The sequence below is a fragment of the Isoptericola sp. b408 genome, from assembly GCF_030588085.1.
GTDB classification, from domain to species: Bacteria; Actinomycetota; Actinomycetes; order Actinomycetales; family Cellulomonadaceae; genus Isoptericola; species Isoptericola sediminis.
This window is the reverse complement of record NZ_JAUQYQ010000001.1, coordinates 498054-524859: the sequence shown is the minus strand read 5'-3', so window position 1 is coordinate 524859 and position 26806 is coordinate 498054. Positions and strand designations below refer to the sequence as shown.

At 75.3% G+C, this 26806-nt stretch carries 27 protein-coding genes; 11 read left to right on the top strand and 16 right to left on the bottom strand.

Features of this window, described 5'->3' with window-relative positions:
• Positions 1–55: 55 nt before the first annotated feature.
• On the top strand, positions 56–409 hold the full coding sequence (locus Q6347_RS02350) for a helix-turn-helix transcriptional regulator (RefSeq protein ID WP_171246160.1): 354 nt from the start codon (positions 56–58) through the stop codon (positions 407–409).
• A gap of 45 nt (positions 410–454) precedes the next feature.
• Here Q6347_RS02350 and Q6347_RS02345 read toward each other — a convergent pair whose 3' ends face one another.
• The 5 genes from Q6347_RS02345 to Q6347_RS02325 form a co-directional block, all read right to left on the bottom strand.
• Positions 455–1852, bottom strand: coding sequence for an adenylosuccinate lyase family protein (locus Q6347_RS02345; RefSeq protein WP_304602824.1), 1398 nt, complete (start codon positions 1850–1852; stop codon positions 455–457).
• A gap of 88 nt (positions 1853–1940) precedes the next feature.
• Entirely contained in the window at positions 1941–2561 is a 621-nt protein-coding gene (locus Q6347_RS02340) for a uridine kinase (RefSeq protein WP_304606577.1), read from the bottom strand.
• A gap of 52 nt (positions 2562–2613) precedes the next feature.
• Positions 2614–2961 (bottom strand): TraR/DksA family transcriptional regulator, encoded by a 348-nt coding sequence (locus Q6347_RS02335; RefSeq protein WP_369810793.1) that lies wholly within the window; start codon positions 2959–2961, stop codon positions 2614–2616.
• Between the two features lies 1 nt (position 2962).
• Positions 2963–4516 (bottom strand): amidohydrolase, encoded by a 1554-nt coding sequence (locus tag Q6347_RS02330; RefSeq protein ID WP_369810792.1) that lies wholly within the window; start codon positions 4514–4516, stop codon positions 2963–2965.
• Positions 4517–4584: 68 nt separating this feature from the next.
• Entirely contained in the window at positions 4585–5067 is a 483-nt protein-coding gene (locus tag Q6347_RS02325; protein WP_304602827.1) for a heme-degrading domain-containing protein, read from the bottom strand.
• A gap of 221 nt (positions 5068–5288) precedes the next feature.
• On the opposite strand from Q6347_RS02325, the gene Q6347_RS02320 reads away from it, so the two are divergent.
• The 5 genes from Q6347_RS02320 (at position 5289) to Q6347_RS02300 (ending at position 9504) form a co-directional block, all read left to right on the top strand.
• Entirely contained in the window at positions 5289–6104 is an 816-nt protein-coding gene (locus Q6347_RS02320) for an amino acid ABC transporter substrate-binding protein (protein ID WP_304606576.1), read from the top strand.
• A complete protein-coding gene (locus Q6347_RS02315; RefSeq protein WP_304606575.1) occupies positions 6104–6757 on the top strand; it encodes an amino acid ABC transporter permease in 654 nt (217 codons plus the stop codon). Before Q6347_RS02320 ends, Q6347_RS02315 begins: the two co-directional genes overlap by 1 nt.
• Positions 6750–7544 carry an amino acid ABC transporter ATP-binding protein gene (locus Q6347_RS02310; protein WP_304606574.1) on the top strand — a complete coding sequence of 265 codons (795 nt, stop codon included), beginning with the start codon at positions 6750–6752 and terminating at the stop codon, positions 7542–7544. The genes Q6347_RS02315 and Q6347_RS02310 overlap by 8 nt, the downstream gene beginning before the upstream one ends.
• Before the next feature lie 98 nt (positions 7545–7642).
• Positions 7643–8563 (top strand): FAD-dependent oxidoreductase, encoded by a 921-nt coding sequence (locus Q6347_RS02305; protein WP_304606573.1) that lies wholly within the window; start codon positions 7643–7645, stop codon positions 8561–8563.
• Positions 8560–9504 (top strand): hypothetical protein, encoded by a 945-nt coding sequence (locus tag Q6347_RS02300; protein WP_304606572.1) that lies wholly within the window; start codon positions 8560–8562, stop codon positions 9502–9504. Before Q6347_RS02305 ends, Q6347_RS02300 begins: the two co-directional genes overlap by 4 nt.
• 20 nt (positions 9505–9524) lie before the next feature.
• On the opposite strand, the gene Q6347_RS02295 is transcribed toward Q6347_RS02300, so the two are convergent.
• The 3 genes from Q6347_RS02295 to Q6347_RS02285 are packed head-to-tail and all read right to left on the bottom strand — an operon-like array spanning position 9525 to position 11958.
• On the bottom strand, positions 9525–9950 hold the full coding sequence (locus tag Q6347_RS02295; protein ID WP_304602833.1) for a hypothetical protein: 426 nt from the start codon (positions 9948–9950) through the stop codon (positions 9525–9527).
• Positions 9951–9994: 44 nt separating this feature from the next.
• Positions 9995–10753, bottom strand: a complete 759-nt coding sequence (locus tag Q6347_RS02290) for a MerR family transcriptional regulator (RefSeq protein WP_304606571.1) — start codon at positions 10751–10753, stop codon at positions 9995–9997.
• Between the two features lie 44 nt (positions 10754–10797).
• Positions 10798–11958, bottom strand: a complete 1161-nt coding sequence (locus tag Q6347_RS02285; protein ID WP_304602835.1) for an AI-2E family transporter — start codon at positions 11956–11958, stop codon at positions 10798–10800.
• Between the two features lie 118 nt (positions 11959–12076).
• Between Q6347_RS02285 and Q6347_RS02280 the strand changes: the two genes are divergently transcribed.
• Positions 12077–14191, top strand: coding sequence for a heavy metal translocating P-type ATPase (locus tag Q6347_RS02280; protein ID WP_304606570.1), 2115 nt, complete (start codon positions 12077–12079; stop codon positions 14189–14191).
• Between the two features lie 9 nt (positions 14192–14200).
• Here the strand turns inward: Q6347_RS02280 and Q6347_RS02275 are convergent, their stop codons facing one another.
• From Q6347_RS02275 to Q6347_RS02265, 3 genes are all read right to left on the bottom strand, one after another.
• Positions 14201–14809, bottom strand: a complete 609-nt coding sequence (locus Q6347_RS02275; protein ID WP_304606569.1) for a hypothetical protein — start codon at positions 14807–14809, stop codon at positions 14201–14203.
• Between the two features lie 32 nt (positions 14810–14841).
• Positions 14842–15300: a hypothetical protein gene (locus Q6347_RS02270; protein ID WP_304602838.1), complete on the bottom strand. Its 459-nt coding sequence runs from the start codon at positions 15298–15300 to the stop codon at positions 14842–14844.
• Positions 15301–15466: 166 nt separating this feature from the next.
• On the bottom strand, positions 15467–16222 hold the full coding sequence (locus Q6347_RS02265) for an SDR family NAD(P)-dependent oxidoreductase (protein WP_304602839.1): 756 nt from the start codon (positions 16220–16222) through the stop codon (positions 15467–15469).
• A gap of 102 nt (positions 16223–16324) precedes the next feature.
• On the opposite strand from Q6347_RS02265, the gene Q6347_RS02260 reads away from it, so the two are divergent.
• Positions 16325–17701 carry an NAD(P)-binding protein gene (locus Q6347_RS02260; RefSeq protein ID WP_304606568.1) on the top strand — a complete coding sequence of 459 codons (1377 nt, stop codon included), beginning with the start codon at positions 16325–16327 and terminating at the stop codon, positions 17699–17701.
• 16 nt (positions 17702–17717) lie between these two features.
• Here Q6347_RS02260 and Q6347_RS02255 read toward each other — a convergent pair whose 3' ends face one another.
• The 3 genes from Q6347_RS02255 to Q6347_RS02245 form a co-directional block, all read right to left on the bottom strand.
• A complete protein-coding gene (locus tag Q6347_RS02255; protein WP_304602841.1) occupies positions 17718–18635 on the bottom strand; it encodes a ribokinase in 918 nt (305 codons plus the stop codon).
• A gap of 101 nt (positions 18636–18736) precedes the next feature.
• Positions 18737–19618: an alpha/beta fold hydrolase gene (locus tag Q6347_RS02250; RefSeq protein ID WP_304606567.1), complete on the bottom strand. Its 882-nt coding sequence runs from the start codon at positions 19616–19618 to the stop codon at positions 18737–18739.
• A 50-nt stretch (positions 19619–19668) separates the two neighbouring features.
• On the bottom strand, positions 19669–20151 hold the full coding sequence (locus Q6347_RS02245) for a hypothetical protein (protein WP_171246136.1): 483 nt from the start codon (positions 20149–20151) through the stop codon (positions 19669–19671).
• A gap of 184 nt (positions 20152–20335) precedes the next feature.
• Here Q6347_RS02245 and Q6347_RS02240 point away from each other — a divergent pair, with 184 nt between their 5' ends.
• The 3 genes from Q6347_RS02240 to Q6347_RS02230 all read left to right on the top strand — a co-directional run bounded on the left by Q6347_RS02240 (position 20336) and on the right by Q6347_RS02230 (position 23514).
• Positions 20336–20989: a hypothetical protein gene (locus Q6347_RS02240; protein WP_304606566.1), complete on the top strand. Its 654-nt coding sequence runs from the start codon at positions 20336–20338 to the stop codon at positions 20987–20989.
• Positions 20990–21052: 63 nt separating this feature from the next.
• Positions 21053–21388: a hypothetical protein gene (locus Q6347_RS02235; RefSeq protein ID WP_304606565.1), complete on the top strand. Its 336-nt coding sequence runs from the start codon at positions 21053–21055 to the stop codon at positions 21386–21388.
• Positions 21385–23514 (top strand): hypothetical protein, encoded by a 2130-nt coding sequence (locus Q6347_RS02230; RefSeq protein ID WP_304606564.1) that lies wholly within the window; start codon positions 21385–21387, stop codon positions 23512–23514. Before Q6347_RS02235 ends, Q6347_RS02230 begins: the two co-directional genes overlap by 4 nt.
• A gap of 798 nt (positions 23515–24312) precedes the next feature.
• Here the strand turns inward: Q6347_RS02230 and Q6347_RS02225 are convergent.
• A complete protein-coding gene (locus tag Q6347_RS02225; protein ID WP_304606563.1) occupies positions 24313–24789 on the bottom strand; it encodes a nitroreductase family deazaflavin-dependent oxidoreductase in 477 nt (158 codons plus the stop codon).
• Between the two features lie 22 nt (positions 24790–24811).
• Positions 24812–26746, bottom strand: a complete 1935-nt coding sequence (locus tag Q6347_RS02220; protein ID WP_304606562.1) for a heavy metal translocating P-type ATPase — start codon at positions 26744–26746, stop codon at positions 24812–24814.
• Positions 26747–26806 lie beyond the last annotated feature (60 nt).

Genomic DNA, 26806 nt, shown 5'->3' with positions numbered 1-26806 from the left:
ATGTGTCCGCCGGACAACATATCCACACTTGTCGATACGTGGCAAGATGGAGGCCATGACGACGACCGAGACGCCTGCCACCGACGCACCGGCGGGCTCCTGCTGCGTCGAACCGGCCGCTGCGGGCGTCGACGCCGCACGGGCCCAGGAGCTGGCCCGCGTGTTCAAGGCCCTCGGCGAACCCGCCCGGGTGCGCCTGCTCTCGATCGTCGCGGCCCAGCAGGGCCACGAGGCGTGCGTCTGCGACCTCACGGAACCCGTCGGCCTGAGCCAGCCGACCGTCAGCCACCACCTCAAGGTGCTCGTCGACGCCGGGCTGCTGACCCGCAGCCAGCGGGGGCGGTGGGCCTACTACGCGGTGGCTCCCGGCGCGCTCGACCGGACGGCCGCGGCGCTGGGCAGCCTCTGACATGCTGCCGGTCGACGGCCCACGGGCCGTGCGCCGCGCGGCCGCTCACCGCGTGATGACGGGCGCCCGCTCCGGGAGGCGGTCGAGGCGGTCGGCCGTGGAGATCGCGCACTCGGCGAGCTCCGTGGCGATCTGGGCCGACAACCCGAGGTAGCCGGCCGGGTCGACGAGCTCGTGCAGCTCGTCCGGCGCGAACGACCCGCCCACCAGCGGGTCCGCCTGCAGCAGCTCCAGGAACGGCGTGTCCTGCGTGGCGGCCGCCTGCGCGACCTCGAAGACGACGTCGTGCGCCTTCTGCCGACCGATCTTCTCCCCCAGGGCGAGCATGAGCGCCTCGGAGCCGATCATGCCCTCGGACAGCTTGATGTTCTCGCGCATCCGGGCCGGGTCGAGCTCGAGGCCGGCCAGGATGACCTGCAGCCGGGCCAGCATGTCGCCGGCCAGCACCGCCGCCGACGCCGAGACGTCCTCGAGCAGCGCGGTCATCGCCCCGTTGGCCTCCTGGTCGTGCAGCATCGACTCCAGCGCCGGGGTCGCCAGGGCCCGCAGCTCGGACGACATCGTCAACAGGTCCAGGGCGAGCTGGGGGTTGCGCTTGTGCGGCATCGTCGACGACCCGACCGTCCCCTCGGGGACCGGCTCGAAGGCCTCGGCGAACTCCGGCTGCATGAGCGCGTAGACGTCGCGACCGATCTTGCCGATCGTCCCCGCGAGCTGGGCGAGGACCAGCACGAGCTCGACGATGCCGTCGTTGACCGAGCGGGACGGCACCCGCATCGGGTGCAGCGAGAGTCGCTGGGCGACGCCCGCCTCGATGACGCGCCCGGCGTCCCCGAAGGACGCGAACGTGCCGGCAGCGCCGCCCATGAGGACGCAGAACAGGCGGTCGTCGAGCCGTTCGAGGCGTTCGGTGTGCGCGACGAGCTGGTCGATCCACACCGCGACCTTGAACCCGAAGGTGACGGGCACGGCGTGCTGGGAGTGGGTGCGGCCCGCCATCGGCAGGTCGGCCGCCCCCTCGGCCAGGGCCGCGGCGGCCCGGAGCGTGCCGCCGAGCTGGCGCAGCAGCACGCGGTGGGCGTCGCGCAGCACCAGCACGTCGGCGGTCTGGGTGATGTTCTGCGTCGTCGCACCCCAGTGCACCCAGCCGCCGTGCTTGGACCCGACGACGCGGGCGAACTCCTCGATGAGCGGTACCAGCGGGTGGCTGGCCTCCGCCGTGCCCGCCAGCACGCGCTTGATGTCGAGCTTCTCGATGCGGGCGGTCAGCGCGATCGCCCGGGCGGACTCCTTCGGGATGACGCCGGCGTCGGCCTCCGCCAGGGCCAGCGCGGCCTCGACGTCGAGCCGGGCCTGCCAGCGGTTCTCGCGCGTGAACAGCGCGGCGATGCCCGGGTCGGGGACCCGGCCCTCGGTGAAGCGTCCGAACGGTGCGACGATCATGTCCAGCTCCTGTCGACGTGGGAGTCGATGCTGTGCATTCTGCCCCGCCCATGTTTCAGCGGTGACAACTGGGCACCCCGCGGAAGGCTCAGCGCACCAGCAGCGCCGGCCGGTCGGGATGGTCGACCCGCACCACGACGTCGGCCCGCCGCTCGGGCGCGACCTCGCGTCGGTACCGCGTGTACGCGGCGAGCCGCCACGCCTCGTCGAGCGGGGTGTTCCGGGTCTCGGTGGCCGGCCGCAGCGCGAGGTGCACCGACAGGTCGACGTCGAGACCGCGGCCGAGGGTGAGCGATCCGTCCAGCACGACGACGGTCCCCGGTGCCGCGTCGACCCGGTCCGCCCGGGTCGGGCGGTCCGTCACGGGGTCCCTGAGCGAGGGCAGCCAGCGGCCCCGCCGCACCACCGCGGTCAGGACCTCGCGGTTGAGACCGCCGACGTCGACCCAGTCGTCCAGCAGGGCGTCCGGGTCCCGGCGCCCCTGCTCCAGCCGCAGCGAGGCGGGACGCCAGAAGTCCCGGACCCGCACCCGGGCCACCGGGCGCCCGGCGACCTCCAGCGGGCCGACCAGGGCGTCGGCGAGCACCTCGGGGCGGGTGGACGGGTGCCCGTCGACGACGAGCCGCACCGGGCGGTCGGCCGGCCGGGACAGGACGAGGTCGACGACGTGGGCCACCACGGCGTCGGGGGTCGTGGGCTCGGCGTGCACACGGTCCAGTCTCGCAGCGGCGCCCGGCGGCGGGCGGCGCTACCGGGCCGCGCTACCGAGTGCCGGCGTGCTCGACGCAGCGGGTGGTCGCCGGGCGGGCCTCGAGCCGGCCGGCGGGGATCGCCCGCCCGCACACCTCGCACACGCCGTAGGTCCCGGCTTCCACCCGGTCGAGGGCCGCGTGCAGGGCGTCGCGCTCCTGCTCGGCCTCGGCGAGCAGCGCCGCCGCCTGCTGCCGCTCCCAGGCGAGCGTCGCACCCTCCGGGTCGTGCTCGTCGTCGACGTTCTCGCCCCGCACCGAGGCGACGATCCCGTCGACGACGGCGCGCTGCCGGGCGATGCGGTCCTCGGTCAGTGCCAGCCGCTCACGCAGCCGGGCCACCGGATCCGGCGTCACCACGTCAGAACCCCCGGTAGGTCCACCGGCCGGCCACGAGGGTGCCCGCCACGGGCAGCTCGCGCAGCACCTCGGCGAGGACGGCCGCTCCCGTCGGGGTGCCGTCGTCGGACAGCGTGAGGGGGTCGAGCTCCAGCACCGCCAGGTCGGCCGGGTCGCCGGGCCGCACCCGCACCCCGCGGCCGTCGGTCGAGGCCGCGAGCGCCGTCGCGACGTCGATGCGCTGCTCGGGGTGCCACGGGTCGCGGCCGTCGCGGGACCGGGTGACGGCCGAGGCGATCGCGAACCACGGGTCGAGGGGGGCCACCGGCGCGTCGGACCCGAGGGCCAGCGGCACCCCGGCGGCGTGCAGGTCGGCGAGGCGGAACGCCCGCTCGGTGCGGCCGACCCACAGCTCGTCGGAGGCGTCCCGGTCGTCCATGGCGTGCTCGGGCTGCACGCTGGCGGTGATGCCGAGCGCCGCGAACCGCGCGACGTCCTCGGCCTGCAGCATCTGCGCGTGCTCCACGGACCCTCGCGCCCGGGAGGCCTCGAAGGCGTCCAGCGCGAGGGCGTTGGCGTGGTCGCCGATCGCGTGGATGGCGCAGCGCAGCCCCGAGGCGTGGGCGTGCGTCATGAGCGGCACGAGCTGGTCGGTGGCGACGTTGAGGATGCCGTGCGCGTCCGGTCCGGCGAACCCGGCGTAGTCGTCGAAGCAGAACGCCGTGAGGGTGTTGAGCGAGCCGTCCGAGATGACCTTCAGGGGGCCCTGGGTGATGAGGTCGGCGGCCGGCCCGGACCCGGGGGCGAGCACGTCGCCGGTGTGCAGGCCCGCGTCGACGACGGCGTCCAGGTGCTGCTCCCACACGGCGGCCCGGACGCGCAGCAGGTCCCAGCCGGCCATGGCCCGGCGACGCCACGCGGTGAGGTTGTCGTCCACCTCGAAGTCGACGACGCCCACGACGCCGCGTTCGGCGGCGGCCCGGGCGGCGTCGGCGAGGAGCTCGTCGGCGTCGGCCGCCGAGACCGTGACGATCTCGGGGGAGGCCGGCATCCACTCCTCCTCGCGCAGCAGACCCGTGGGGTGGTGCTCGATGCCCAGGTACCGCAGCCCGGCGGTCGACGCCCAGGCCGAGTGCAGGTCCCCGGAGATCAGGATGACCGGGACCTCGCCGGCGACGTAGTCCAGCACCTCCGAGGTCGGCTCGTCGTCCCACGTGGCCCAACGGAAACCGAACCCGACGAACGGCCGGCCCGGGGCCGGGTGGCGCCGTTCGTCGGTGAGCGCGGCACCGACCAGGGCGGCGGCGTGCGCGGGCCCGGTCGCCGTCGAGACGTCCAGGCGGCGACGCACCATGGCCCACTGGGTCAGGTGCGTGTGCGCGTCCCACAGCCCGGGGATCACGGTGCGACCGTCCAGGTCGACGCGTTCGGGCCCGGTGTACCCGACGTCGAGGTCACCGGGCAGGGGTGCGCCCGTGGGGACGACGGCGGCGACGTGGCCGTCGGCGAGCAGCACGTCCACCGGCCGGTCGGGGCGCCCGGCGAGGCGGGCGTTCACGAGGTGCAGGACGGTCACGCGCACACCGTATGACGTCCACCCCGCGCCGGGCAGGCCGGGAGGCGGATCAGCCGCGAAGAGGCTGGTCAGGCGCTCGCGGCGACGACCGTGCGCAGGGCCTCCACCACGAGCGCGTGGTCGTCCGCCTGGGCGAGCCCCGAGACGGTCACGACCCCCACGATCCCGACACCCTCGACACGGACCGGGAACGCACCGCCGTGGGCCGCGTACTCCTGCAGGGGGAGCTGGTGCGTCTCGTTGAAGTCCCGTCCGCGCGCGCGGGCGCGCAACCCGACGAGGTACGACGACGCGCCGAACCGGTGCACGACCCGCACCTTGCGCTCCACCCACGAGTCGTTGTCCGGCGTCGTCCCCTCGCGCGCCGCGTGGAAGACCTGCTGGTCCCCCTTGCGCACGTCGATGGTCACGGCCAGGTCCCGTTCGGCCGCGAGCTCGACGAGCAGGCAGCCGAGCCGCCACGCGTCGTCATGGGTGAACCGGGCCAGCACGAGCTCGTGCTCGGCGGCCTCGGCCTCGGCGACCAGGGCGGCGACGTCGTCGGTGCTCATGCGCCCCAGCGTGGCACGTCCGCCCCGACCTGTCCGGCCGGACCGCGCCGCGCACCGCGCCCGGGTGGCGTCGCTCACAGCGGGAATACGGCCGGAGCGCCGCCCTGTTGGCGCTCGTGGCATCACGCCGGTCGATGCGACCCATCGACACCATTGATCGATCGTCCCGTCCGCCCGGGGCACCCCGCCGCCGGGCCCACGCACCACCCAGGAGAACCCTCATGCGACGCACGCCCGCCCTCCTCGCCACCGCCACGGCCGCCCTGACCGCGCTGGCGCTGACGGCCTGCGGCACCGACGGCGGGACCTCCGGGGGCGCGGACGCCGCCGAGGGCACCGGCGAGCTGAACCTGGTCTCCGACGGCACCCTGACCGTGGCCACCGAGGGCACCTACCGGCCGTTCACCTACCACGACGCCTCCGGCGAGCTCGTCGGCTACGACGTCGAGGTCGCCGAGGCGGTCGCCGACGAGCTCGGCCTGGAGATCGAGTTCGCCGAGACCCAGTGGGACGCCATCTTCGCGGGGCTGGACGCCGGCCGGTTCGACACCATCGCCAACCAGGTGTCGATGACCCCGGAGCGGCTCGAGTCCTACGAGTTCTCCCAGCCGTACACCGTCTCGCGCGGCGCCGTCGTCGTGGCCGAGGGCGACACCTCGATCACGAGCTTCGAGGACCTGGACGGCAAGGTCGCCGCGCAGTCGCTGACCAGCAACTGGCGCGCGCTGGCCGAGGAGTCGGGAGCCGAGATCGAGGCCGTCGAGGGCTGGGCCCAGTCCGTCGAGCTGCTCGGCACCGGCCGGGTCGACGCCACGATCAACGACTCCCTGACGGTGCTCGACCACCAGGCCGAGCACCCCGACGCGCCGATCGAGATCGCCGCCGAGACCGAGGAGACCTCCGAGATGGGGTTCGTCGTCACCCCGGAGCGCGCCGCCCTGGTCGCGGAGATCGACACCGCGCTGGACACCCTGCGTGAGGACGGGACGCTCACGGAACTCTCGGAGAAGTACTTCGGGGCCGACGTCACGAGCTGATGGACGTCCAGCTCTTCACCGACTCCTGGTGGCCCCTCGTCCTCGGGGGGCTGACGGGGACGATCCCGCTCGCGCTCGTCTCGTTCGCGATCGGGCTCGTCCTCGCTCTCGGCGTCGCGATGCTGCGCCTGGCGGCCCACCCCGTGCTCTCCGGGGTGGGCCGGGCGTACGTCTCGGCGATCCGCGGCACGCCGCTGCTGGTCCAGCTCTTCGTCATCTTCTACGGGCTGCCGTCCCTGGGGCTGACGATCGACCCGTGGCCGAGCGCCGTCATCGCCTTCTCCCTCAACGTCGGAGGGTACGCCGCCGAGGTGATCCGCGCCGCCATCCTGTCCGTGCCGACCGGCCAGTGGGAGGCCGGCTACGTCGTGGGCATGTCCCGCACCCGCACCCTGCGGCGGATCGTCCTGCCGCAGGCCGCCCGCGTCTCCGTGCCGCCGCTGTCGAACACGTTCATCTCGCTGGTCAAGGACACCTCGCTGGCCTCGCTGATCCTGGTGACCGAGCTGTTCCGCGAGGCGCAGGAGATCGCCGCGTTCACCAGCGAGTTCATGCTGCTGTACGTCGAGGCCGGGATCATCTACTGGATCTTCTGCACCGTGCTGTCCTTCGGGCAGACGCGGCTCGAGAGGAAGCTGGAGCAGTATGTCTGAGGCACCCCTGCTCACCGCCACCGGACTGCACCTGTCCTTCGGTGACAACCACGTGCTGCGCGGCATCGACCTGGAGGTGCGACGGGGCGAGGTCGTGGCCCTCATCGGCCCGTCCGGGTCCGGCAAGACCACGCTGCTGCGCTCGCTCAACGGCCTGGCCGCACCCGATGCCGGCACCGTCGCGTTCGACGGCGGCCCGTCCGTCACGTTCGACGGCGGTCCCCGCCGCGCGTGGGGCCGGGCCGGGCGCCGGGCACAGGCCGCCCGGGACGCGCTGCGCGACCGGTCGGCGATGGTGTTCCAGCACCACCACCTGTTCCCGCACCTGACGGTGCTGCAGAACGTCACCGAGGGGCCCGTCCAGACCCGCGGCGTGCCGCGGGCCGAGGCCGAGTCACGGGCGCTGGGGCTGCTGGACCGGGTCGGGCTCGCCGCCAAGCGCGACGCCTACCCCCGCGAGCTGTCCGGCGGGCAGCAGCAGCGCGTCGGGATCGTGCGGGCCCTGGCCCTGCAGCCGGACCTGCTGCTGTTCGACGAGCCGACCTCCGCCCTCGACCCCGAGCTCGTCGGCGAGGTGCTGACGGTGATGAAGGAGCTCGCCGAGGAGGGCTGGACGATGGTGGTGGTCACCCATGAGCTGCAGTTCGCCCGCGCGGTGGCCGACGAGGTGCTGTTCCTCGACGACGGCGCGGTGGTCGAGCGGGGGGCGCCGGCGACGATGTTCTCGGCCCCCCGCGAGGAGCGGACCCGGCGGTTCCTGCACCAGGTCCTGCACCCGCTCGACTGAACAGCCGGCTCGCTCGACGAAGGAACGGCCGCACCGCGGGCCCGGGGCAGCGCGACCGGGCGTGGTCGGTTGCCCCGGGCTCTGGCAGACTCCGCGCCATGGCAGACGTCACGGTGGTCGGAGCTGGGGTGATGGGGCTGACCTGCGCCGTCCGCCTCCTGGAAGAGGGGCACCGGGTCACGGTCGTCGCCCGGGACCTGCCCCGGGACACCACCTCGGCCGTCGCCGCGGCGCTCTGGTACCCGTACCTCGCCTCCCCGCAGGACCGCGTCACGCGGTGGTCGGCCCGGTCCTTCGAGGTCCTCGCCGACCTGGCCGCGACGGACCCGGGGGCCGGCGTCACGATGCGCTCCGGGACGGAGGTCTTCGGCGAGCAGCCGGCCGAGCCGTGGTGGCGCGACGCCGTCCCCGCGCTCACCCGGACGACGGAGGTGCCGTCGTCGTACGCGGCGGGCTGGACCTTCGCGTCGCCGGTGGCCGACATGCCGCGGTACCTCGGCTGGCTGGCCGGCCGGGTCACCGCCCTCGGCGGCGCGATCACCCGGCGGACGGTGGCCTCGTGGCCCGGCGACGCCGACGTCGTCGTCAACACCACCGGGCTGGGAGCCCGCGAGCTCGCCGACGACCCGTCGGTGCACCCGGTGCGCGGCCAGGTCGTCGTCCTGGCGCAGTGGGGCCTGGACCGGTGGTGGCTGGACGCGAGCGGACCGACGTACGTCGTACCCCGGACCGACGAGGTGGTGGTCGGCGGCACGCACGACGCCGACGACGACACCCTCGACCCCTCGCCGCGGACGGGGCTGGACATCCTCGAGCGGGCCGCCCGCCTCGTGCCCGCGGTCGCGGAGGCGCGCGTGCTGCGGCACGCCGTCGGGCTGCGGCCGGCGCGCCCGGAGGTCCGCGTCGAGCGGGCGGGCCGCGTGGTGCACTGCTACGGCCACGGCGGGGCGGGCGTCACGGCGAGCTGGGGCTGCGCCGACGACGTGCGCTCCCTCGTCCAGGACGCGGTGGCCGCATGACCCGGCTGATCCTGCTGCACGGCCGCGACACCGGAGGGCTCGACCCCGAGCGCATCGAGGCCGGCTGGCTGGCCGCGCTGAACGCGGGGCTCGCCGACGCCGGTGCGGAGCTGCGGCTGCGCGACGACGACGCCACGTTCGTCTTCTACGGTGACGCCCTGGCGGCCGTCACCGGCGGGGACGAGCCCCCGCCGATCACCACGCACGGCCTGCCCGGGCTGTCCGAGGACGCCGCGCGGTTCGCGCTGTCGGTGGCGCGGGAGGTGCTCAGCGGCTCCGGGGTGCTGACGGCCACGCCGTCCGTCGCACCCGCGTCGTTGTCCGGCGGGTCGTTGTGGGCCGCGCTGTCGGCGGCGCTGGCCGCGGTCGACCGGTGGGTGCCGGGGCTGAGCAGCGCGATCCTGCTGCTCTTCGTCCGCGACGTCTACGTCTACCTCGCCGACGACGAGGCGCGGTCGACGATCGACACCGGCGTGGCCGCGGCGTTCGCCGGGGACGAGCCGGCCGTCGTCGTCGCCCACTCGCTGGGATCGGTGATCGCCTACCAGGTGCTGCGCTCGGCCGTTCCCGGGGCCGACGACGTCCCGCTGCTGGTCACGCTCGGATCCCCGCTGGCCATCACCGCGGTGCTCGACGCCGTGCGTGCGCTCGCGCCGCTCACCTGGCCGGAGCCGGTGCAACGGTGGGTCGCGCTGCGCGACCCGCGCGACCTGCTGACGCTGAACGACCTGGACCCGGCGGCGTTCCCGGTCCCGGGGCCCCGGTCGATCGAGAACGCGCACGTCGAGAACCCGGTCCCGGGGCACCACGCGGCCGCGAGCACGCTGGACGGCCTCCCGGCGGGCTACCTGGCGTCTCCCGAGGTCGGGGCGCTGGTCGCCGAGGCGCTGACCGCCGTGCGGCCCGCGCGTCCCGGGACCGAGGGCGCCTGCCCTCCCTGAGACGTTCGGCGCACCGGCTGCTACGCCGTGCGGTCCCGCCAGCCGGGCACCAGCCGCTCGAGCGCGTCGACGAGGTCGATGGAGTCCCCGTCCTTGCCGCCGGCACCGAGCACGAGCGGCGGACGCGTCGCGGCCGGGCGCACCCCCCGCACCCGGTCGAGCAGGGTCAGCGGCGCGGTGAGCACGTAGAACTCAGCGTCCGTGGAGACGGCGGCGGTGCGGTCGGCGCGCAGGTACCAGCCCTGCAGCGGTGTCCGGGCGGTGCCGCGACCGCCGTACCCCTTGACCTGCAGCGGCTCGGGGTCCGGCCCGACCTCGCGGGCCGCCGCGACGAACCGGGCGAGGAACTCCTCGGCGCGGCGGTGCTCGGCGTCCTGCCGGGCGGCCAACCGGGCGGCGTGCTCGTGGGCGGCCTCGGTGCGCTGCCGGGCCCAGTCGTCACTCACCCGGCCAGTCTCGCACCCCCGCCCGGTCGTAGCCCTGCGGGTCGTCAGAGCTCCCGCTCGGCGTGGGCCCGCAGGGCGTCGCGCACGAAGGTCGCCCCCTCGACGCCGCCGTAGTGCGCGGCGAACCGCTCGTCGGCGACGTACATCTCGGCGAGCCCCAGGACGTACTGCTTCGGCGGGCGCCCGACGTCGGCCCCGGGCGTCCCGGGGATCGAGCCGAGCCACTCGACGTGGCGAGCAGCGAGGGTCTGCGCCTCGGGCGACTCCGGGTCGACGCCCCGCTGCGCGGCGTCGACCCACGCGCGGCCCAGCGCCTCGGCCTTCTCACGGAAGTCGGCCTGCCCGTCGACGCCGAGACCGCGCCACCAGGCGTCGGACTCGCGGTAGGCGTCGGCGCCCCAGCGCTCGGTCACCTCGTCGGCGTACTGCGTGTGGTCGAACCCGTCCAGCATCTCCTCGGCCATGATCGGCCTCCTCTCGGTCAGTGCGGCGAGCGTGCGTTCCACCGAGGCGATCTGCCGGTCGATCCGGCCGCGCTCGTCGTGCAGCACCGCGAGATGGCCGCGCAGGGCGGTGGCCTCGTCGGTGCCGGCGTCCAGGACCTCGGCGATCCGGGCGAGCGGCAGCCCGAGGTCGCGCAGCATCAGGATGCGCTGCAGGCGCCGGATCGCGGCGTCGTCGTAGCGGCGCAGCCCACCGTGCCCGGTGCCCGACGGCGGCAGCAGGCCGATGCGGTCGTAGTGCCGCAGGGTGCGGCTCGAGACCCCCGCGAGGCGGGCGACGTCCTGGATGGAACGGCTCATGGCACCGACGCTAGAGGTTGACGCCGCGTCAACAGCAAGGGTCGTCAGCCGTCCGTGGTCGGGGACTCGGCGCCGGCCGGCTCCGGCTCCGAGGAGGGACTGTCCGTCTCCGACGCGTGGTCCGGCACCAGCTGCTTCCCCGGCGGCGCCGTGGCGTTCCACTCCTTGACCGCCGCCCAGGCGACGGCCGTGATCGGCACCGCCAGCAGCGCACCGACGATGCCGGCGAGGATCGTGCCGGCCGTCAGGGCCGAGAGCACGACGAGCGGGTGCAGCGACAGGACCTTGCCCATGACGACCGGTGCCAGCAGGTCGCCCTCGAGCTGGTTCACGGCGACCACGAGCGCGACCACGACGAGGGCCGCCACCAGACCGTTCGTCACCAGCGCCACGAGGGCGGCCAGGGCACCCGCGAGGACCGCGCCGATGAGCGGGATGAACGCCCCGAGGAAGACGACCGCCGCCAGCGGCAGCGCCAGCGGGACACCGATGATCAGCAGGCCGACACCGATGAAGACGGCGTCGACCGTCGCGACGATCGCCGTGCCGCGCAGGTACCCGCCGAGCACCTCGACCGAACGCTCCCCGACCCGCTGGGCCCGCTGCCGCGTGGCCTCGCGCAGCGGGGTGATGAGGAACGCGAACATGCTGCGGCCGTCCTTGAGGAGGAAGAACAGCACGACGACGCCGAGCAGCAGGCTCGCGACGGCCTCCGCCGCCGCGGTCGCCCCGCGGATGGCCCCGGACTGCACCTGCTCGCTCGACAGCGCGTCCACCGCCGACTGCCGGACGGACTCGATCTGATCCGGGCTGATCCCCAGCGGCCCGTCGGTGAGGAAGGCCTCGAGCTCGTCGATCCCGCGGCCGGCCTCCTCGACGAGGTTCGGCCACTCGTCCTGGAACGCCAGGGTCACGAGCCACACCACCAGCCCGAGCAGGACGAGGCCCGCCAGGAGCGTGGTCCACGTCGCCAGCAGCGCCGGCCACCCCCGGCGACGCAGGAAACCGACCAGCGGGGCCAGGGCCGCGGCGACGACCATGGCGATGAGCACCGGGATCACCAGCAGCGACAGCCGGGTCAGGGCGAAGACCACGCAGGCGGCCAGCGCGAGCAGCAGGAGCACCTGGGCCGCGCGGATCGCGGGCCGCCCGAGCCGGTCGTTCCACAGGCGGGCGACCTGCCCGGAGGGTGACGAGTTGTCCATCGGTTCAGCGTGGCACCGCGCCGACGATCTTTCTCGTCCTGCCCCACGTCACGCGCCCGAACCGCCGATGGATGGATACCCCTGGTGGGTATACGGTGGAGGAGACGGAAGGAGATCCATGGCCACGTCGCACACGGACCACACCGGGCACGCCGAGCGCACGGAGCACGCCGAGCGCACGGAGCACGCCGAGCACACGGACCAGACCGAGCACACCGGGAGCCACGAGGACCACGAGGACCACGCGGGCCACGGCGGCCACGGGGACCACGTCGCCCAGTTCCGGCAGCTGTTCTGGATCATGCTGGTACTGGCCGTCCCGACGGTCGCGATGTCGAGCACCTTCGCGATGCTGCTCGGCTACGACCTGCCCGACGCCGCGTGGGTCCCGTGGGTCTCCCCCGTCCTGGGCACCGTGATCTACCTCTGGGGCGGCCGCCCGTTCCTCACCGGGGCCTGGAGCGAGCTGCGCTCCCGCACCCCCGGGATGATGCTGCTCATCGGCCTGGCGATCACCGTCGCCTTCCTCGCGTCGCTCGGGGCGAGCCTCGGCGTGCTGGACGGCGGTCTCGACTTCTGGTGGGAGCTCGCCCTGCTGGTGGTGATCATGCTGCTGGGCCACTGGGTGGAGATGCGGTCCCTGGCCCGGACCACCTCCGCGCTCGACTCGTTGGCCGCTCTGCTCCCCGACGAGGCGGAACGGGTGACCGACAGCGGCACCGAGACGGTCTCCCCGACGGACCTGCACACCGGCGACGTCGTCCTGGTCCGCCCCGGGGGCAGCGTCCCGGCCGACGGCCGGGTCGTGGACGGCCGTGCCGAGATGGACGAGTCCATGGTCACCGGCGAGTCCCGTACCGTGACGCGCACCGACGGGGACCAGGTCACCGCCGGCACCGTGGCCACCGACTCGGCGCTGCGCGTCGAGGTCACCGCGACCGGCGACGACACCACCCTCGCCGGCATCCAGCGCCTGGTGAGCGAGGCGCAGTCGTCGTCCTCCCGGGCGCAGCGGCTGGCCGACCGCGCCGCGGCCTGGCTGTTCTGGTACGCACTCGGTGCGGCCGTGGTCACCGCGGCCGTCTGGACCGCGACCGGCAGCCCCGACGAGGCCGTCGTGCGCACGATCACCGTGCTCGTCATCGCCTGCCCGCACGCCCTCGGCCTGGCGATCCCGCTCGTCGTCTCCATCGCCACCGAGCGGGCGGCCCGCGGCGGCGTGCTGGTCAAGGACCGCCTCGCTCTGGAGAGCATGCGGACGGTCGACACGGTCCTGTTCGACAAGACCGGCACCCTGACGCGCGGCGAGCCCGCGCTGGGCGACGTCGCCGCGACCGCTGACCTCGACGAGGACGCCGTGCTGGCGCTGGCCGCCGCGGCCGAGGCCGACAGCGAGCACCCGCTGGCCCGCGCGATCGTGGCCGCGGCGAGCGACCGCGGCCTCGACGTCCCCCGGGCGGGCGACTTCTCCTCCGAGCCCGGGCTCGGCGTCACGGCGACCGTGGACGGCAGCGAGGTCCGGGTCGGCGGACCGCGGCTCCTGCAGGAGACCGGTGCCGACGAGGCTCCGGAGGCCGCGGGGTGGCGCGACCACGGGGCCACCGTCCTGCACGTGCTGCGCGACGGCCGCGTCGTCGGTGCGCTCGAGCTCGCCGACGAGGTGCGCCCGGAGTCCGCGCAGGCGGTCCGAGCCCTGCACGCGCAGGGTCTCCAGGTCGTCATGATCACCGGTGACGCCGAGGCCGTGGCGCGGTCGGTGGCCGAGGAGCTCGGCATCGACCGCTGGTTCGCCGGGGTGCGGCCCGAGGACAAGTCCGACCGCGTGGCCGAGCTGCAGCGTGAGGGACGCCAGGTCGCGATGGTCGGCGACGGCGTCAACGACGCACCCGCCCTCGCGCAGGCGGACGTCGGGATCGCGATCGGCGCCGGCACCGACGTCGCGATCGCCTCCGCCGGGGTCATCCTGGCCAGCGACGACCCGCGGTCGGTGCTCTCCGTCATCGAGCTGTCCCGGGCGACCTACCGGAAGATGAAGCAGAACCTGTGGTGGGCGGCCGGATACAACCTGCTGGCCGTGCCGCTCGCCGCCGGCGTGCTCGCCCCGGTCGGGTTCGTCCTGCCGATGTCGGTGGGCGCCCTGCTGATGTCCGCCTCGACCGTGGTCGTGGCGCTCAACGCCCAGCTCCTGCGGCGCCTCGACCTGCGGCCGGCCGGCCCGGCCGCGAGGGACTGAGCCGGTCGCTCAGCGGGCGCGGGGACCGGCGCCCGCACCGGCGACGGCCGGTGCGTGCAGCGGAACCAGGAAGTGGGTGTCCCTGCCGCGCAGCCCGGACGTCGCGACCCGCACCTGGTCCCCGCGCGCGACCTGCCGGTACGCCTCCCGCCGGAGCCGGTACTCCCGGATCGCCCCGGCGTCGTCGACCACGGTGACGTAGAAGGCCGCCTGCCCCAGCGGCCCGTCCTGGCCCACGGCCCGCTCCACACGACGGCGGCGGTCGGTGACCGTGCCGACCACGACGCGCGGGTGGACGGCGTCGGCGACGTCGCGCAGCAGCGGCACGACGGTGACCCGCAGCAGCCCGACCGCGGGCACCCCGACCAGCAGCGGGATCCACAGACCCGGACCGCTGCCGGTGAATCTCTCCAGCGCGAACCCGAACAGTCCCAGCGCCACGAAGGCCCCGAGGGCGCGCGCGAGCGCCACGACCGTCACGGTCCGCGCCGTCGCCGCGACCTCGCGCTCGGAAGGGCGGTCGCCCCGGGTCCGGTAGGCGTGCACGACCATCGCACCGAGCACCAGGCCCAGGACCGCGAGCCGCAGCCCGAGGTCGAGGACGGCCGGCAGGTCCACGGCGGTCTCCTCTCGTCGACGTACTGGTCAGGTCAGGCGGACAGGCCGCGGGTCGTCGGGCGCGGCGCCCGGTCGAGCCAGGCGTCCGGTGCCCTCCCGAACGGCTCGGTCGCGCGGGCGACGTCCCGCCGCACGTCCTCGCGGGCCTCCCACGCCAGGTCGACCCAGGCCCGGGGGTACGACGGTGAACGGCGGACGAACCCCGCACGCTCCGGTGCCCGCACCGTGCCGTCGGCGTCCCGCACGACGTCGAGACCCAGCCCGACGAACGAGCTCAGCGTCGACGCGACGGACACCTCGGTGGCGACGTCCACACGCACCGAGCCGTCGTGCCGGAACCACGCGACCCAGGGGTCCGCCACCGGCAGCAGCAGCAGTCCGTGGTCCGGCACCGCGAACCAGTCCCCCCACTCGTCCGTGCCGAGAGCCTCGGCCTGCCAGGCACGGTCGACCGTGCCGAACGGCGTGCGCTGCTCGATGCGGACCGGCATGTGGCCTCCCCCAAGGCTGATGTCCGTCGCCCGGAGGACCGGTTCCGACGACCCGACGACCCCGCGGCACGCCTCATCGTGCTGCCTCGCCGTGGCGGCGGCACGGCAGCGAGATGACCATCACTCGTCGATCAGGTGAACTCCAGGTGCACTCGGGACCGGGACGTCAGACCGCCGTGTACCCGCCGTCGATGAGCCAGTAGGCGCCGGTGACGAAGGACGCCTCCTCGGACAGGAGGAACCGCACGACGCTCGCGACCTCGTCCGCCTCGCCGAGCCGACCGAGCATGTGCTTGGAGACCAGCACCTCCTCCAGCTCGGGGGTCAGGACCCCCTCGAGCAGCGGCGTGCGGATGTATCCGGGCCCGACGCAGTTGATCCGCAGGCCGGCCGGGCCGTACTCGGCCGCCGCGTTCTTCGTGATCCCCACGACGCCGTGCTTGGAGGCCGTGTACGCCCCGTTGCCGATCGCGGCCACGGTGCCGTGGATGGACGCCATGTTCACGATGGCGCACCCGGACGGGTCCTTCTCGAGCATCGCCGGGATCTGAGCGCGCATGCCGAACAGGACACCGTGGAGGTTGATGTCGATGACACGCTTCCAGTCCTCCACGTCGAGCTCGCCCGCCGGCGCCGCGTTGCCTCCGATCCCCGCGTTGTTGACCGCGTAGTGGAGCGCGCCGTAGGCCTGCTTCGCGGTGTCGACCACCCGCACCGCGTCGTCGAAGCTCGCCGTGTCCTGCTGCACGGCCGTCGCCTCACCACCTGCGGCCTTGATCTCGTCGGCGACACGCTGCGCCGCGTCGAGCCGGATGTCCGTCCCGACGACCTTGGCTCCCCGTGCAGCCAGCTGCTTGCTGATCGCCTCGCCGAGCCCTGACCCGGCGCCGGTCACCAGCGCCACCTTGCCCTCGAACGTCATCGCGGACCACCCCCTCGTCGGCGCCTGTCCCTTCACGCTAAGTCCGTGACCGGGCCCACGCCCGCCACATGACGGACGTGACGACCGTGCCATGATGAACAGATGGGCCAGGTCCTGGAGACGGACTACCTCGTCGTCGGCGCGGGTGCGACCGGGATGGCGTTCGCGGACACGCTGCTGGACCATTCCGACGCCCACGTGACGATCGTCGACCGCCGCGACGCCGCCGGCGGGCACTGGCGCGACGCCTACCCGTTCGTGCGGCTGCACCAGGCCTCCTCCTTCTACGGCGTGGCGTCCACCTCCCTCGACGGCGGCATCCAGACCTCCGGCCCCGAGGCCGGTCTGCACGTGCGCGCCACGGGCGCCGAGGTCTGCGGCTACTACGACCGGGTGCTGGCCGACCGGTTCCTGGCGTCCGGACGGGCGACGTTCCTCGGCGGGCACGAGATGGCCGACGACGGCTCGGTCGTCGCGCTCGACACCGGCGAGACGCGGGAGATCCGCGTGCGCCGTCGGGTCGTGGACGCGCACTACCTCGCCCCCTCGATCCCGGCGCTGACCCCGCCGCCGTTCGCCGTGGACGAGGGTGCACGGTGGGTTCCAGTGGGGGAGCTCCCCACCGTCGCGGACGAGGCCGGGTCGTTCGTCGTCGTCGGGTCCGGCAAGACCGCCACCGACGCCGTCGTGTGGCTGCTCGGTCGTGGCACCTCCCCGGACGCGATCACCTGGGTCCGCCCGCGGGACCCGTGGATGCTGGACCGCGCCGCCGTCCAGCCCGACGCCGCGGTGATCCGGACCATGGTGGCCGAGCTCATGGAGGCCGCGGCGGCGGCCCCGACCGTGGACGACTTCTTCCTGCGCCTCGAGGACGCCGGGGTGATGCTCCGACTGGACCCCGACGTCGTGCCCACGATGGCCCGCGTGCCCACGCTCGCCCGCTGGGAGCTGGAGCTGCTGCGCTCGGTCGAGCGCGTCGTGCGCCGCGGGCACCTGCGCCGGGTGTCCCCGGGGACGCTCCGGCTGGACGAGGGAGACGTGCCGGTGCCCCGGGACGCCGTCGTCGTGCACTGCGCCGCCGAGGGGCTCCGGCTGCGGCCCGCCGTGCCGATCTGGTCGCCCGGACGGATCGTCGTCCAGCCGGTGCGGGCCGGGTTCCCCTGCTTCGGGGCCGCGCTCATCGGCTACGTGGAGGCCACCCAGGGCGAGCGCCCGGACGACGAGCTCAACGCGCTGTGCCCGTCCACCCCGTACTTCTCCACCCCGCGGGAGTGGGTCGCCGGGCAGGCCGCCGGGGCGCTGGCGACCGCGGCCTTCATGGCCGACCCGGACCTCGCCCGCTGGTCGCACGGGACGACCCTCAACCCGAGCCGCGTGACACCGCACGACCGCGACCGCCCCGAGGTGCAGACCGCCCAGGCCCGTCTGCGCGCGGCGACCGAGTCGGGGATGCGGGGCCTGCTGCGGCTGGCCGGATGACGTCCCGGGAGACCCGTCAGGTCCGCACGGACGGCAGCACGTCGTCGGCCGTCGGGAAGGACGGCTGGGCACCGTGGGTCGCGACGGAGAACGCGCCGACCCGCACGGCCGTCCGGGCCGCGTCAACGAGCGTGTCGCCCTGGCTGACGCGGTAGGCCAGGGCCCCGACGAACGCGTCACCGGCGCCCGTGGTGTCCACCGCCTCGACGTGCGGCGTCGGCACGACGACCGGTTCGCCCACCCCGGCGGCGGGCTCGAGCACCACGGCACCGGCGGGGCCGAGGGTGAGCACCACCGACCGCGGACCGAGAGCGTGCAGCTCGGCGATGATCGCGAACGGCGACTCGGGCACCGGCCGCTCGGACTCCTCCAGCAACCGTTCGGCCTCCGCGTGGTTCACCACCAGCGGGTCGGCCAGCGCCAGCACGTCGGTGGCGACCGGCACGACGGGCGCGAGGTTGAGCAGCACCCGGCCCCGGCCGGCGCGGGCCGCGGCCTCGGACCCCCGCAGCGGGATCTCCCCCTGCAGCACGACGACGTCGGCACCGGCCACGAGGTCGTGGTGGCGGGCGACGACGTCCGCGTCGACGGCACGGTTGGCACCCGGGACAACGACGATCGAGTTCTCGCCGTCGTCGTCCACCCAGATCTGCGCCACACCGGTGGGTCCTTCGACCGTCTCGACCCCGTCCAGGTCCACGCCGGCGTCGCGCAGCCCGACGAGCGCGATGTCGGCGAAGGCGTCGGAGCCGATGGCCCCGAGCAGCGCGACGTCGCCGCCGAGCCGGGCGGCCACGACCGCCTGGTTGGCCCCCTTGCCCCCGGGGATCACCGTCATGGAGTCGGCGAGCACCGTCTCCCCCGTGACGGGCAGCGCGGGGACGCGCGCGACGAGGTCGGCGTTGACGGAGCCGACGACCACGATCGAGGTCATGCCTCGGGCCTCCAGGATGCGTGAGCAGGACGGACGGGCCGACGGACCGTCCGTCCCCATGATCGCGCACGATTGTGACGGCGGCGTTGCCTCGCCGCTCGTCAGCAGGCCAGGACCTCGCGCAGCCGGGTCGCGAACGCGGCCGGGTCGTTGTCCGGGGCCCACTCGTGCCGGGCGAAACCGCCGTGGTCCCCGGGGAAGACGACGACCGGGACGTCGAGGGCCTCGGCCAGCGCGACCGCACCCCGGTACGCCATCTCGCCGGGCAGGGACCCGGCGCCGACGGCGGGCAGGACCTGCGGGCCGCCGGCGCGGGTGGCCGCCCGGAGGGACTCCAGGGGCGGCTCCCACACGGGCATGACGGCCAGCGACGTCCCCAGGAGCAGGTCGTCGCGCCGGCCGTCGTCCTCCGTGGGCAGGCCGAACTCCGCCGGGTCCGGGTCGGGCTGGTCGAGGAAGTCCTCGGTGAGCGGTTCCGTCGCGAACACCAGCCGCAGGAACTTGGCCATCGCGGGGCCGAACCCGGCGCGACGGTAGGTGTCCACGATGTCGGCCTGGGCCCGGACCGCGACGTCGCGGTCGGCGAGGAGCGCGGTCAGCGGGGGCTCGTGGGCGACCAGCCGCCGCACCTCGCCCGGGTGCCCGGCCGCCCAGGCCAGGGCGGCCGCGGCGCCGCCCGAGCTCCCGAAGACGTCGAACGGCCCGGGCCCGACGCCCCGGGCGACGGCGTGCAGGTCCTCACCGTGCCGGTCGACGGTGAGGAGGGCGTCGGCGGCGACGGGGCGCGACCGTCCGGTGCCACGGGGGTCGTAGGTGACCACGAGGCGGTCGTCCAGCGCGGGGACGAGCTGGTCGAAGCCGTCGGCCGCCATCGGGTTGCCGACCACGAGCAGCGGGGCGTGCCCGCCGTCGTGCGCCGGTTCCCGGACGTCGTAGGTCACCGTGGCGCCGGGCAGGTCGAGCGTGCGGGTCGTCGTGGCCATGCCGGTAGCGACGTGGCGCGGGGCCGGAACTCATCGGCCGGCCCGCGCGGCTACTGGTCGTCGTCGGGCGAGGAGTCCCAGTCGTCGTCCTCGTCGATCGTGAAGGAGCCGCCGAAGTGCACCTGGTCCGGGTCGACGCCGAGGCCCTCGGCGATCTGCCGTCGCATCTTCTCGGCCATCGCCACGCCCTCGGAGGTGTCCCGCATCGACCGGTAGGTCTCGGCGTCGACACCGAACTCGGCGCGCGTCCAGGCGTCGAACGCCGTCTCGTAGGCGGCGCTGGGAGCCTCGACGACGTACTCGAGCACCTCCCCGAGCGGGAAGTGGCGGGTGCGGCGCGGGGTGTCGCCGGTGCCGGCCAGCGTGACCGTGAGCACGCCGTCGCCGACCTCGTGGCTGATCAGCTCGGGACGCCGGAAGTACTCCGTGTCTCGACCCTTGAGGTGGACCACGAGAAGCTCGTCGCTGACCGGTTCGCTCGTCGGAGTCGGCGGGTAGGTGCGCGGCACGGGTCGCGTGGTGGAGTCAGACATCAGTTCCGAGCATGCGCCGTCGGCGGCGACTTGTCACGCCGGTTCTCCCCTGGCGCAACGCGTGACGCCCACCCACCGACCCCGGCCTCCACAGCGGGGCACCGACCCGCCGCGACGACCCGACGACGACTCCGACGGCACGGCACCGTGGCCTGCACACCGTCCCCAGACCCGAGGAGCCCCGTTGCCGACCCCGACCCTGCCGCCCGCCGGACCGACCGGACGTCCCACCCGGCCCGGCCGCCGCTTCGTCCACCCCGAGCCGGTCGACCTGGCGACCGCCTGGCGGGCCGAGGAACGGCTCGCGGGCGACCCCGACCGACCGCACCACTGGTGCCCCGACCGGCACGGCTGGTTGCTGCGCGCGGGTCTGCACGAGGTGCTCGAACCCGTCCTGGTGCCGGATGCCGCGGGTGCGTCGTCCTTCTACCGGTTCGCCGACCTGGACGAGCCGGTGGCGGCCGCCCTGCTCGACCGGCTCGACGCCGACTACCTCGCCGTCGAACGGCAGAACGACGGCCCGACCATCGGCACCGTGCTGCGTGCCGTCGTCCGCCATCCCGACCGGTTGCGCGCGCACGGCTACGTGGTGGGCCCGGGCCGCTGCGACGAACGCGTGACGGTCGAGGGGGTGCTGGTGCGCACCGACCACGCCTTCGTGCTCGGTGACCACCACGGCCCCGGGTGCCAGTGCGACGAGCTGGAACGGTTCGTCGCCTCCCTCGGGGTGGACGACGCCCGCGTCCCGCCGCACGAGGTCACCCGCTGGTGGGGCCGGCCCGGTGACCTGTCGCCGGACGGGCCGGCCGAGCACTGGTACCGGCTCTGGTGGGACTGAGCCGTCCACAGCCTGTGGACGGCGCCGGTGTGCCGGCACGTCGGCGCACTAGCGTCCGGCCGCATGGCGCACCTCGACCTGGACACCGACGACCTCGCCGCGGCCGGACGGCGGGCGCACGCCGCAGCGGACCGGCTGGACCCGGCCGCGATGGCCGACGATCTCACCGGGACCGGTGCCGGTGCGGCGGCCGGCGACCCCGCGCTCGGCGCCGCGATCGACGACCTGACGGCGGCATGGGGACCGCTCCGGGCCACGCTCGCCGCGACCCTGGAGGGTCTCGGGGACCGGCTCGCGCGGACCGCCGCCACCTTCGACACCGCCGAGGGCACGACGGCGCAACGCGTCGCCGCCGCCGTGACGCCCGCCCCGGTGGTCCGCACGGACGGTGCCGGATGACGGCGGACCGGCCGTTCGAGCCCCTGAGCGGGTCGCCCGACGTCCTCGACTCCCTGGCGAGCGGCGCCTCGCGCGCGGCCGCCGCCCTGTCCACGGTGCACTCCGACCTGGTCGGCCTGGACACGACCATGACGCGCCACCGGTCGGCCGCCGTCGACACGGCCCGGGCGGTGCTGGACGACCTGATGGCTCGGGTCCGGCTGAGCGACCGGGTGCTGCGCGAGACGGCGCACGTGCTGGCCGACCGCGCGGCGGGGCTGGCCCGCGAGCAGCACGAGGCTCTCCAGGCGATCGCGCAGCGCCAGGAGGCGTGGACGCGGGTGCGCCGGGCCGAGGCCGACGAGGCCGCGGCCTGGCGGCTGGGTCTCGACATGGCGGACCTGCGCCACCTGGACGCGGCACGGCTCGCCGCGGAGGCACGGGCACGCCGGGACACCGCCCACGACGACGTCCTCGACGCCGAGCGCCGGTGGTACCGCGTGCGGGAGACCAAGGAGACCAGCTCCCGGGTCGCCGCCCGCCGGCTCGGCGGGCTCGGGCACCCCGACCTCGTGCGGTGGGCGGTCGCCGACGGCACGACCCTGGCGGACCTCGGCAGGCGCTGGGCCGACGGCGTGCGGCTCGCGGAGCGGCTGTCGGCGGGGGCCGTCACCGGCGCCGACCCCGCGGAGCGCCAGGAGCTCCGCGAGGGGACGGTCGCCGCCCTGGGCGCGGCCGGCGACGACCCGGTGCTGTGGACGGCCCTGTGGGAACGGGTCGGGCCCGCCGAGCTGTACGCCGCGCTCGGCGTCCGGGCCGTCGCCGGGCCGACCCGGGAGGCGCTGGCCACCGGGCTGGCCGCCTGGGCGCAGCACGCCACGCCGACCGAGCGGTACGCGCTGGGGAACGCCCTGGTCTCCGCGCTGCCTCCTGGCTTCCACGAGCTCGGCGACCGGGCCGACCTCGCCGCCGCGCTGCTGCGCCCCGCCCTGCCGGCCGACGTCCACCGCGGTGCCGCGGACGCCCTCGTCGAGCGCCACGGTGCGACCGGAAGCACCGAGGCCGACACCGCCGCGACCGGCACCCTCACCGTGGCGGTCGCCACCGGCCTGGCTGCCGACCCGGACGCCGCACTGCGCCACCTGGCACCGCCCGGCACCACCGCCGCCGACGTGACCGACCGCGCGCACGCCTGGTTCGGCGTGGCACCACCGGACGGCTGGCCCGACGGCGGCACCGCCGTCACCGCCCTGCTCGCCGCCGCCGTCGGCGCCGGGACGCACCCCGGTGCCGACGCCCCGCAGCAGGTCCGGGCGGCCCTGGCGACGTCCGCGGCCACGACGGCGCTCGTCGCGCCCGGGGGCCTGCTCGCGGGGGCGTACCCGGTGTCCGACGCCGCGAGCCGGCACGTCGCGGCGGCGTACGCGCCGTACCTCGTCTCGGCCGACGACGCCGCGTGGCACCCGTCGGCCGACGGCTCGCCGCCCGCGCCGGGCGTCCGGGGGCTGCCCCCGCTGGCGGAGGGCGCCGAACCGGTGCCGGACGTCGTCCAGCCCCGGCTGGACGCGTTCGCGCTCCGGGACGTCGTCGCCGCGACCTCGACCACGGAGACCGCCTCCGGTCACTGGCTGCGGCAGGTCGACGTCGCGGTGGCCGCGGCCGCCGCCACGGCGACGGCGGAGGGTGTCGGGGCCGCCGACGCGGAAGCGCTCGCGCAGGCCGGCGTCGCGGACGGGGCCGCCGTCGTCGGCTCCATCGCCTCGGGCACGATCTCCGTCGCCCAGGACGCCGCCGCCGAGGACGCGCTGCTGTACTCGACCGGGCTGAACCTGGCCACGACGCCGGTCGGGGCGAGGACATCGCTCGGCCTGCTCGGGCTCGGCACGCTCCTGCCGCCGCTGGGTCCCGACCACGTCGGTGCCGCCCGCGAGGAGGTGCTCGCGACCGAGGACGCGCTGCGGGAACGGGTCGTGACGCCCTTCGAGACCGCGTGGCGCCGGGAGCTGGCCGACCGGGGTCTGCCGCCCGACGCGATCGACGACGCCGCACGACGCTGGGCGGCGGACTCGCAGACCATGACCATCACGTTCCGCGAGTCCTTCGACGTGCACTCGGGCCTGGGGCGGCGGCTGGGAGAGCGGTCGTGACGGCCGGTCACGAGGCGCCGACCCGCGGCTGGCGGGGAGAGGTCGTCGTGCCCGTCGCGACGGCGGTGCTCTTCGCGCTGCTCGTCGCGGTGCTGGTCGGCGGCCCGCCGCTGCGCGCCGCCCTGCAGCAGCGGTGGCACCCGGGTACCTGGGCGCTGACGCCGGACGACTTCCCCGCCGGGAGCACGGAGGCGGTCCCGGTCGAGGCGCGATGGGTGTCCACGGTCCCGCCGCACGACCCGGCGCCGTACCTGCTGCCGGGACAGCGCTACCTCGCCGACGGCAGGCCGCTGCGGCTCGCGGTCGAGGAGGACACGGTGACCGCGACGGCCGGGGTCCGCCGGGGGGACGTGGAGGTCTACACGAGCGTGGTGGCCTCGGTGGAGGCCGGCCCCGGGGCGGCGGCGTTCCGCCGCGACGAGATGCACGACCGGGTCCACCGGCCCGGCCGGCGCGAACGCCTGCAGGAGACGGCCCGGCGCGGCGGTGCGTCGCTGACGGCGGTGCGCCCGCTGACGGGGCCCGGCCCCGCGGACGGACCGGCGCCGGTCCTGACCGGCCTCACCGGGGTCGAGACCGACCGCACGGGGGCACGCTGGCGTGTGACCGCCGTCGCGACCGTGGCGTGCGAGGCGCTCGTCCTGGTGGCGACGCGGGCACCGGTCGGTGCCGACGTGCCGCCGGACCTCACGGTCGACGCCCTGGTCGACCGGGGCGCGGCGGCCGTGTGCGCCGACCCGCCGGAGACCGGGTCCGGGCCGGACGCGCCCGTGAGCGCCGACGCGGCGACCGCGCCGGTCAGCCGTCCAGGAGCCGCAGCTCGACCACCGGGACGACGCGCCGCCAGTCGGGTTCGCCCCGGGCGGCGCCCAGGGGTTCGGCCCACTCGGACACGACGGGCCGCAGCGCCGCCCAGGCGGCGGGATGCTGTGCGGCGTACTCCTCGAGCCGCGCCACACCGGCGTCGGGGTCGAGCGGTTCGGCGACGGCACGCACGTCGCGCCGCCGGCCCACGGAGACCAGCACCCGGGGCTCGACCACGACGTTGCGGTACCACTGGGGACGGGGTCCGAGCCCCGAGGCCACCACCAGCCGGTCCGCGGAGGGCCGCCCGACGACCTCGAGCACCACGAAGCGGGTCTCGCCCGTCGTGCGCCCCCGGTGCTGCAGCATCAGCAGCCGGTCGCCGAGCAGCGCTCCGAGGCCGGCGCGGTACAGCCAGATCGGTGCGCGGACCAGCCAGCGGGTGCGCAGCATGCGGGTGACCAGACCCATGCCGCCACGGTAGCGCCGCCCCTCAGCGGGCGCCCGCCCCCTCGGCCGGGACGGTCGGCGCCGGACGGCGCACCCGGTCGTGACGGTCGTCCTGCAGGGCGCGCAACGCGTTGAGGATCGCGAGCAGGTCGACGACCTCCTGGCTCAGGGCCCCGACGACGGCCGGGATCACGCCGGTGGCGGCGATCCCCATGAGGACCACGGACAGCGCGATCCCCAGCCAGATGCTCTGCAGGGCGACGGTCATGGTCCGTCGTCCGACCCGCACGGCGGTGGCCGTCCGGACGAGGTCCTCGGTGAGGATGACCACGTCGGCGGACTCGCTGGCCGCCGTCGAACCGCGCGCCCCCATCGCCACGCCGACCTCGGCGGCGGCCAGGACCGGGGCGTCGTTGACCCCGTCCCCGACCATCATCACGGGCCGGTCGGGCAGGTCGCGGACGATGCGCACCTTGTCCTCGGGCAGGCACTCGGCGTCCACGCGGGCGATGCCCACCGCCGCGGCGATGTGCTCGGCGGTGGAGCGGGAGTCGCCGCTGAGCATCATCGTGCGCGTGATCCCGAGACCGGCGAGCTCGTCCATCGTGCGCCGGGCGTCGGAGCGGGCGGGGTCGCTCATCACCAGCGTGCCGGCGAAGCGGTCGTCGACGGCCACGTAGACGGCGAGCTCGCCCGGCCCCAGGGTCTGCTCCTCGACGTCGGGCGCGGCGGCGGCGACCCGCTGCCGCTTGCCGACCACCACGTCGTGGCCGCCGACGTCGGCCGCGACGCCGTGCGTCGCCTCCTCCCGGGCGCTCCGGGCGCCGAGCAGGTCCAGCCCGCGCCGCGTGGCGGCGTCCTGGATGGTGGTGGCCAGCACGTGCGAGGAGTACTGCTCGGCCGACGCCGCGAGCCGCAGCAGCTCGTCCGCGCTCCACGGCGGGCGGGGGTGGACGGCCAGCAGCGTGGGACGGCCGAGGGTGATGGTGCCGGTCTTGTCGAAGGCGACGGACCGCACCGCGGACAGCTGCTCCAGGGTGCCGGCGTCCTTGACGATGAGGCCGTGCCGGGCCGCCCGGCTCATGCCGCCGAGGAACGCCACCGGGGCGGCGATGAGCAGCGGGCACGGGGTGGCGACCACGAGCACCTCGGCCACCACGGTGGGGTCGCGGTGGTAGACCCACGCGGCCCCCGCGACGAGGAAGGCGAAGAGGGTGAAGGGCACGGCGTACCGGTCCGCGAGGCGTACCACCGGCGCCCGGGACTCGGCGGCCTCGCGGACCATGGCCACGATGCGGGCGTACTGGCTGTCCGCCGCGGCCGCCGTGGCCCGCAGGGTGACGGCCTGCTCGGTGTTCAGCGCGCCGGAGAGCACCGGGTCCCCGACGTGCCGGGTGACCGGCAGGCTCTCGCCGGTGAGCGAGGACTCGTCGAAGTCGGTCTCCGGCCCCACCAGCTCGGCGTCCACCGGCACCACCTCGGCGGGGCGGACGAGGACGAGGTCGCCGGGACCGAGGTCGGCGACGTCGACGTCGGTGATCGTGCCGTCGGGTCCCAGCCGGTGGGCACGGGTGGGTGCGCGTTCCAGCAGCGCGCGCAGCTCCTGGCGCGCCCGGTGCGCGGCGAAGTCCTCCAGCGCCTGCCCACCGGTCAGCATGAGCACGACGACCAGCGACGCCACGTACTCGCCGACGACGACCGTCGCGACGATCGCGGTCAGCGCCAGCAGGTCGACGCCCCAGTGCCCGGCGAGGACGTCACGGACCATGTGCCCGGCGACGCGCAGGCCCACGACCAGCGCCCAGGCGGACCCGACCCAGCGCGCCGTCGTCTCCTGGCCGCCGGCCAGCAGCCCGAGCACGACGACCAGCACCAGCAGGGATGCCGCCACCCAGGGGTAGCGCTGCACGAACCACCGCAGCCGTGTGCGCCGCACCCCGTCTGATCCGGCACCGGTCGGTGCCGACGGTCCGCTCATGGGTCCATCGTCCCGCCGGACCGGACCTCCGGCCTCCCGACTGCACGGGCGGGGAGTCGG